Consider the following 8,267-nt stretch of genomic DNA (forward strand, 5'->3'; position numbering starts at 1 on the left):
ATGGTCGATCCGGACGGAGCGCAACTCTTCACTCATATCTCGCAGACAGACGTTTCCGGTACCAGTGATACCTTGCCTATTGCCGAGCAGGAGCGCGATTTGCTCTGCGCGCTTTCCTATGTCCATCTTGCATGCGGACAAAGCGCAAAAAGCTTAGCTCTATTGCGGCTCATCGTGCACGACAATTGTCAAGACGTCGGCCTGCTGCGCATTCTTGCCTATGCCTTCATCTCGGAGGGCCTCGGCGATGAAGCGCTGGCGATCCTAGATAGATTGGACACACTTGATGAGCACCCGTTCTCGCGTCTGCCCTTGACGCTTTTGCGTAGCCATGCCCTGCGGCGGGCCGGTCGCATGGACGAGGCCCGTGCCGTTTTCCAAAGCTATGTTCGGTTGCGTGGCGGAACAGTCCTTATCAACACGGCATCAAAAGGGTCTCCATGACTAACGTCCTGCGTAACATCATCACGCGCGTTCCGGCGCACCCGGATCTGATGGTCGCGTTGATGCTGCTTCTGGCGATCGGAATGATGATCATGCCGATCCCGATCTTGGCAATTGACACGCTCATCGGCTTCAATCTAGGCTTCTCCATACTGCTGCTGATGGTTGCGCTGTATATTAACACGCCGCTCGATCTCTCGTCCTTGCCAGGCGTCATCCTGATCTCCACGGTATTTCGGCTGGCCCTCACCATCGCGACCACGCGTCTGATCCTGGCTGAGGGGGATGCCGGCAGCATTATCCACACGTTCGGCGATTTCGTGGTGGCAGGAAATATCGCTGTCGGCATTGTCATTTTTCTGATCGTGACCATGGTGCAGTTCATCGTTCTCGCGAAGGGCGCCGAACGCGTTGCAGAGGTGGCGGCACGCTTCACCCTCGACGCTATGCCGGGCAAGCAGATGGCAATCGATGCGGACCTACGCAACGGCCATATTGATCAGAGCGGAGCCCGCAGCCGGCGGGCCGCATTGGAGAGAGAAAGCCAGCTTCGAGGGGCCATGGACGGCGCCATGAAATTCGTGAAGGGCGATGCCATCGCGGGGCTGGTGGTGATCTGCATTAACATGCTGGGCGGGATCACCATCGGGCTGCTCTCCAAGGGCATGTCCCTCGACGAAGCGCTGCATCAATATACGCTGCTGACGATCGGTGATGCCTTAATTTCGCAGATTCCGGCGCTACTGCTTTCGATTACAGCTGCGACCATCGTCACCCGTGTAGATGGGGCTACCAAGTTCAATCTTGGTACCGACATCGTTGACCAGCTCACGGCTAGTACGCACGCGTTACGATTGGCAGCCTGCGTTTTGCTTGTCATGGGGTTCATTCCCGGTTTTCCTCTGCCCGTCTTTCTCGTTTTGGCCGCAGTCTTCGCCGCGGCGAGCTTTGTGCAACGCGCTAAGAACGGCGCTGATGTAGCTGCTACGGCTCCAGCTCAGCCTCATAAGCAAACCGTGCCTGCGGAGGCACTTCCGTTCACATTGTTCCTTGCGCCAAGCTTGGCTCATGCGGTCGACCAGGACGAGTTGCAACAGCACATTGCACGCGTTTCCGGATTGGTCTCAGCTGATCTCGGCATCACGATTCCTCGTATCCCTATCCGGGTCGACCATCAGTTGCCCGAATCGCGGTTCAGGGTAGATGTCGAGGGCGTGCCGGTTGAACATGATTTAATTGACCCGACGCAGCTCGCGCTTGCCGACGACCGGGCGAACATCGAATTGAGCGGCATTCCGTTTCGGCGTGACCCCGAGACGGATCGGATCTGGATCCAACAAAGCCATGCACCGGCTCTCAAAGCCGCGGGCATTGGGCATCATTGTCCGAGTGAGGTTATCGCTCTGCGTGTCCATTCGTCATTGGTGCGCTATGCACAATGCTTGGTCGGTATCCAGGAGACGCGCGAATTGCTGAGTCGGATGGAGCAGGAATATGCCGATCTGGTCAAGGAGGTGCTACGTACGACGCCAATTCCGCGGATCGCAGATGTGCTGCGCCGCCTGGTGGATGAGGGCGTCCCAATCCGCAACACCCGTCTGGTCTTGGAAGCCTTAGCCAGATCGAGTGAACATGAGCAAAATGTTGTCCTGCTGACGGAGTATGTTCGCTCCGGTCTAAGGCGGCAGATCTGTCACCGCTATGCCAACGTGCACCGTGTTGTGCCCGCCTTTGTCATTGAACGTGAAACTGAGGATATTGTACGCAGTGCGGTTCGCGATACAGCCGTCGGTCCCTACCTGGTTCTGGAGGACTACCAGAGCGAGATGCTACTGTTGCAGACGCGTCAGATCCATTCGAGTATGGCGCCTGGTCAGACCCATCCCGTCATTCTAGCTTCAATGGACGTTCGGCGCTTTGTCCGCGGCTTTCTCACCCGCAACGAAATCGATCTCGCTGTACTGTCCTATCAGGACCTCGCCTCCGACTATACTATCCAGCCCGTTGGATCTATCAAGCTCGTATCTGAGGCAAATAATGGAGCGTCAGAGAAACATGGCAGTGTGTGCGTTGCGCCGGCTGATAGTGCGCAGCACTCGATTACAGCGTGAGATGGACAGTATGAATTCACATGATAATGCAATCCGACCGCAATCGTGTTCAACTCGTCCCACTACAGCTCTCCTCGCGGTACTCGCCATTCTGCTTCTCGGCGGCTGCACGAGCTGGGATAAACCCGTTTTCTCGGTGGAGACGACGCCCGGGCCAGATTTGCTCGGCGCCAAGGATATCGATCCATCCATGCGCGAACGTATTGCGCGCGCCATCGGTTGGAATACTGACGAGGAGTCCTTGCGAGATGAGCTGAAGCAGGAACCAAGCAATGTCGATGCGGCGATGCGTCTTACCAAAATCTTGCTGGCCCAGAAACGCTTGCATGAGGCGCTTGCGGTACTTGACAACTTGCTGGCTGCAGTCCCCGATGATCTGCGTGCGCTGAACGCTAAAGGTGTTGTCCTCGACAACGAGGGGCGTCATGACGAGGCACAAGCGCTATATCGGCAAGCTCTGGCAACAGAACCAGCCAATCAGATGTTGCGCAACAATCTCAACCTGTCGCTCGCGCTCGACAGCGAGGACGATGCCGCGAAAGTCATCCAGCAACCTCTGTGGCGCGGGTCGCGTGCGTTGGCGCGGTCGCGATAGCGTAGCCTCCTGGCAGACAGTGGAGCGCAGACCCTTAACGCCTGCGCGTCAGCTTGTCGTCAGCTGGGGCCCGTATCAACCTCCGCTGGGTTTGATCATCCCGAACTAGCTGTTTGATCCCAGGGTTTGATGGTGCATTCTTATTGCCTGAATGGAGGGATGCGCTATGGGCCAAGTTCTCCATGGGAGCGCCACAACGACTGAGGCGATCCGTCGAGCAATACAAAATAGTCAAGCGAGCCTGAGAACGCTGGCGAAGCGCTACGGGATCAACCCGAAGACGGTCGCCAAGTGGAAGAAGCGAACGTCGGTGGCCGACCTGCCCACAGGCCCTAGGGATGTCAAGTCCACGGTCCTGTCAGTCGAGGAGGAAGCCATTATTATGGCGTTCCGACGCCATACGCTCCTACCGCTGGATGACTGCCTGTATGCCCTGCAGGCCACTATTCCACACCTGACCCGCTCATCGCTGCATCGGTGCCTGCAGCGGCATGGCATCAGCCGCTTGCCCGAGGTGACCGGCGACAAGCCGGCCAAGACGAAGTTCAAGGCGTATCCCATCGGCTACTTCCACATCGACATTGCCGAAGTGCGCACTGAGGAGGGAAGGCTTTATCTGCTGGTCGCGATTGATCGCACAAGCAAGTTTGCCTTTGTGGAACTGCATGAGAAGGTGACCACCGGGATCGCCGGCGACTTCCTGCGCGCGTTGATCAAGGCCGTTCCTTACAAGGTGCACACGGTCCTGACCGATCATGGCATTCACTTCACCACACCCAGCAACACAGCTTCTGCAGCCCCGCTGATCAAGGAAGCCATGGAGCGAGGCGAGATCTTCAGAGCCCATGCCTTTGAGTATGCCTGTGCTCAGAACGATGTGGACCATCGCCTGACCAGGCCCAGACATCCATGGACCAATGGGCAAGTGGAGCGGATGAACCGCACCATCAAGGAAGCGACGGTCAAGCGCTACTACTACGAGAGCCATGACCAACTCCGCCAGCATCTGGCTGATTTTGTCAGCGCCTACAACTTCGCCCGAAGGCTCAAGACGCTACGCGGCCTCACTCCCTACGAGTACATCTGCAAGATCTGGACAACAGAGCCTCAACGCTTCAGGCTCAATCCGCTCCACCATATGCCGGGACCAAACATCTAGATGCCGTAATGGGCCTGCCGCTCACGCAGTAGCGGAACGGGGTGGCTGTCCCTCAGAGATCCTATGGGCGTGAATAGCGAGTCACCGTTTGCAGCACGCGATGGAGCCAGAAGCCATCAAGCCCCGCTTCCTGGATGACGATCAGTGGAAACTGGTTGCCGGTCCTGGCGCGCGCTTTCGCCTGCAACGCAGCAAAGCATGCCAGCGACCCGCCGACATCACCGCCGCACACCTGGTGCTTCGACCTCTTCTCGGCTTTGCCAGGCGATAAGGATATGACAAGCCAAACCGAGCGGGAGAGTTCGAGCGAGACGACGATCGCTCCGAGGTCGGTGTGAACGGCAGCTTGTTGGAAATGAGTTGCAGTAAAGGGCGTGACTGTCTCCAGAGTGGGAGATAGCCGACCCACTCTGCCAGAGGGTGGCTCGCTATCCACGCCCATAGGATCTCTGAGGGACAGCCACCCCGTTCCGCTACTGCGTGAGCGGCAGGCCCGTTACGGCATCTAGTTGAGCCAGCGTTGATCGCCCTTGGCAGCGGCCAGCGCCACCTTCGCCTTGAAAGCCGGTGTGTGGTTCCCGCGTGCGCGTCTGCTCTTCGTCTCTTCTGGTTTCGCGGCCCAATCTTGCCAACCATCAGGCAGAAACGCCACCTATCGCACTGTTCAGATTTGCGGAGCCGGCTCTCATATCGACAGTTTCAGCGGCGCCTCGGCCGTGTCGCGCGCGTAGTCGACCGCCTCGGCGTTGCGCGATCCACCATGTGGCCAGTCAGGATCCGATCGAGGTAGGGGTTGCTGCCATGCACTCTTCTGTACGTCAGTGCGTCGTCAGCTCGCTCGCTTAAGCTGCTAACAGGTCTTGAGTAGACTGATCTAACTACGGCGCAACCATTTCGATAGGGGAGCGAACCGCGTGTATAGCAGAATCACTGGGTCAACTAGCCGATCTACAAGCGCGAGCCAATCCGATGAATCGGGGCAGGCAGCAGATGACCAGACGTTTACGGAAACGCTCGCAGAGGCGGCGCCTGCTTCGTCGTCGGCGACGCGACTGTATTCCCTCACCTCCGAACCTCCTATCTACGAGTTGGACAGGAAGACGCCCGAGGAAGAACTGAAGAGTTTCTACGGTGATGATGTCAAGCACATTGCCAATAATCCACAAGAGTATTCAGATTTCGTGTCCAATAAAGCCGCGTGCACCGCAATGGTCGCTAGAGTTGGTGCGAGCGTAGCTGATGAGCCGGGTTCGCAATACTTCAGCTACCAGTTGGGCGACAAGAGCGTCGGGCTCCTAAGAGTGGGTCCGGGATTCCGCATCAAAGGGAAAGACTGGCAGAAAGAGTACTTTCCAGAGCGAAAAAACATCTCATCGGTTGTGGCTATGCGAGTGACCCATCCGCTCGTCGAGAATGCGGGCGATGTTCTACTCGAACATCAACTTCGGCTCGACGGCAAGAAGCCCTTAATCATGCCGCGTCCTGCTAACGATAACCCGAAGCCCCGTCTGGAGCAGATGGGCTTTGTTGACCTGGGTGGAAACGAGTTCGTGCTTGATCCTAAACGGCATGGCGATAAGTGGACGCTGAACGATGACCGTGAATGGCAGCGGGCAGACAAGCCTCGACTGTATCTCCAAGCCGAGAGCGAGGATCCTGTTGAAGGAAGGAGCGACGAAAACGAAGGATATGTTGAGACAGATTCGTCCGGCGATGACCCTTCTTGGCACTTGGAGCGGGCGCTCAATTTCCGCGGAGGACCTGCCGACTGAGAGGCTCAGTAGACGGAATGGCATGAAGACTATCATGTCTCGTGTCCCGCGTGCCGGGCGCGAAGGGGATAGTGAAACGGGAGCGCGCTCCTCGATGCGCCCGCGATGCGCCCGCGATGCGGCTTTCCGCATATTGTGGAGGAATTGCTTTGATGACATATTCCGATGTTCGGAGATACGTGACGTTGGTGCATAAATCGGCCCGGAGTGCCGCGCCCGGCTGGCGGTGAGGTGTAGGGGCGGTGTTGCAGCCTCCGAATTGAACAGACAGGGCTTCCCACTTAGCTAAGTGGTAGGCTTACTGTTGTGACTATGACTAACACCAACCCTCCTATTGATGTCCTGAGCGGCCCGGAACGGCGCCGCCGCTGGACGGCTGCCGAGAGGGTGGCCATCGTCAACGAAACCTATGAGCCGGGCGTCACCGTCAGTCTGGTTGCCCGCCGGCACGGCATTGCCCCGAACCAGCTCATCCACTGGCGCAAGCTGGCCGCCCAGGGCGCCCTAGCGGCCGCCAGGCGCGGCGAGGAGGTCGTGCCAGCCTCCGACTACCGCGCCCTCCAGAACCAGGTGCGCGAGTTGCAGCGGCTTTTGGGCAAGAAGACGCTTGAGGCCGAGGTGCTCAGGGAAGCCCTGGAGGTGGTGGACGCAAAAAACGGCTGCTGCGGTCCGTCTCACTGCCGAAGGACGGTTCCCGATGAGTGTCGTCGCCGAGAACCTCGGGGTGGCCCGCTCCAACCTTGCCAAGCAGACAAAGCCGGGCGCCCGACGCCCACGAGGCCGGCCGCCCTTGCCGGATAGCGCTCTGGTCGAGGAGATCAAGGCCGCGATTGCCGCCATGCCCATCTATGGCTATCGGCGGGGCATGTCGCTCTGGCGCGCCGAGCGCACGAGCAGGGCTGAGCTCCGCCCAACCACAAGCGGGTCTATCGGGCGATGAAGGCGCATGGCCTGCTGCTGCGGCGGCATGCAGGCGGCGCTGAGACACGCCGGCACGACGGACGCGTCGCGGTCGCGCAGGCCAATCTGCGCTGGTGCTCAGACGGATTTGAGCTCGGTTGCGACAATGGGCAGAAGGTGCGGGTGGCCTTTGCCCTCGACTGTTGTGACCGCGAGGCGCTGGGCTATGTCGCCACCACAGAGGGGATCAAGGGCGAGGATGTGCAGGATCTGATGATCGCCGCCGTCGAGCATCGCTTCGGGCCTGTGAACCGGCTGCCGCACACGATCGAGTGGCTGACCGACAACGGGAGCTGCTATGTGGCGGGGCCGACCCGGGCGTTTGCCCGGGAGCTTGGATTGGAGCCGCGCACCACACCCTTGGAGAGCCCGCAATCGAATGGCATGGCCGAAGCCTTCGTGTGCACGATTAAGCGTGATTACGCCCGCGTCAGTTCCTGCCCGGATGCCCGATCCGTGATGGCCGCGCTGCCGGGCTGGTTTGCTCATTATAACCAGCTTCACCCACACCGGACTCTCGGCTATCGTTCACCCCGCGAGTTCATCGCGGCCCGACAAACCCAGGAAGCCATGCCCGCTCTTTAAGGGGCAACAACAAGCTGCTCAGCGATGTGATCGAGGGCGTCAACACGACCCTTCAGCCCCTGATCGTCGAACTCGGGCGCCTCTATCTCGACCAGATCGCAGCCCTCGCCGGCAAGATCGCGGATCTCGAGAAGGTTTTGAAGCGCGAGGCCGCTCGCGGGGAGACGGCGTCACGCCTGCAGACCATGCCCGGGATCGGGCCGATCACCGCAATGGCGATGGAAACCTTCGCGCCGCCGATGGAGAGCTTCAGACGCGGACGCGACTTCGCTGCCTGGCCCGGGCTTGTCCCAATCCAGCACTCTACCGGCGGCAAGCAGGTGCTCGGGCGCACCTCGAAGATGGGTCAGCGCGATATCCGACGGCTGCTTATCATCGGCGCGATGGCTGTCGTAAAGACCACTGGGCGCAAGAACGCGCCGGAAGGCTCCTGGCTCGCCCGCATCCTGGCACGTAAGCCGAGGATGCTCGCCGCTATTGCGCTGGCAAACAAGATGGCGCGGTCCGCCTGGGCCATGCTGACGAAAGGTGAAGACTTCAGAGTTCCGGCAGCGATGGCGTCTTGATCGTAAGCGGTGTTTTCAGGCCACGGCCTTGAGGTCTTGCGCGACCGCATAGGACCACGGCAGCAGGTCATCAAG

Annotated in this window: 5 protein-coding genes and 3 pseudogenes; 7 read left to right on the plus strand and 1 reads right to left on the minus strand. The window is 59.3% G+C overall.

The genetic code is table 11. The features are described from left to right. From DC522_RS25325 to DC522_RS25340, 4 genes are all read left to right on the plus strand, one after another. Positions 1-444, plus strand: coding sequence for a M48 family metallopeptidase (locus DC522_RS25325; RefSeq protein WP_047189332.1), 444 nt, complete (start codon positions 1-3; stop codon positions 442-444). Beyond that, a complete protein-coding gene (sctV, locus tag DC522_RS25330; RefSeq protein ID WP_116531367.1) occupies positions 441-2,555 on the plus strand; it encodes a type III secretion system export apparatus subunit SctV in 2,115 nt (704 codons plus the stop codon). Before DC522_RS25325 ends, sctV begins: the two co-directional genes overlap by 4 nt. Positions 2,556-2,565: 10 nt before the next feature. After that, entirely contained in the window at positions 2,566-3,150 is a 585-nt protein-coding gene (locus tag DC522_RS25335; protein WP_116531368.1) for a tetratricopeptide repeat protein, read from the plus strand. A gap of 166 nt (positions 3,151-3,316) precedes the next feature. Then, positions 3,317-4,309 carry an IS481 family transposase gene (locus DC522_RS25340; RefSeq protein WP_116531369.1) on the plus strand — a complete coding sequence of 331 codons (993 nt, stop codon included), beginning with the start codon at positions 3,317-3,319 and terminating at the stop codon, positions 4,307-4,309. Positions 4,310-4,400: 91 nt separating this feature from the next. Here DC522_RS25340 and DC522_RS36240 read toward each other — a convergent pair. Then, a pseudogene (locus tag DC522_RS36240) lies at positions 4,401-4,697 on the minus strand (IS110 family transposase); the annotation flags it as partial. Positions 4,698-5,223: 526 nt separating this feature from the next. On the opposite strand from DC522_RS36240, the gene DC522_RS25350 reads away from it, so the two are divergent. From DC522_RS25350 to DC522_RS25360, 3 genes and pseudogenes are all read left to right on the plus strand, one after another. After that, positions 5,224-6,081 carry a host specificity protein gene (locus DC522_RS25350; protein ID WP_116531370.1) on the plus strand — a complete coding sequence of 286 codons (858 nt, stop codon included), beginning with the start codon at positions 5,224-5,226 and terminating at the stop codon, positions 6,079-6,081. A 312-nt stretch (positions 6,082-6,393) separates the two neighbouring features. Then, positions 6,394-7,626: pseudogene (locus tag DC522_RS25355) on the plus strand (IS3 family transposase). A gap of 5 nt (positions 7,627-7,631) precedes the next feature. Continuing rightward, positions 7,632-8,192: pseudogene (locus tag DC522_RS25360) on the plus strand (IS110 family transposase); the annotation flags it as partial. Between the last annotated feature and the right edge of the window lie 75 nt (positions 8,193-8,267).

Source organism: Microvirga sp. KLBC 81, from assembly GCF_003075415.1.
In the GTDB taxonomy this organism is placed as follows: domain Bacteria; phylum Pseudomonadota; class Alphaproteobacteria; order Rhizobiales; family Beijerinckiaceae; genus Microvirga.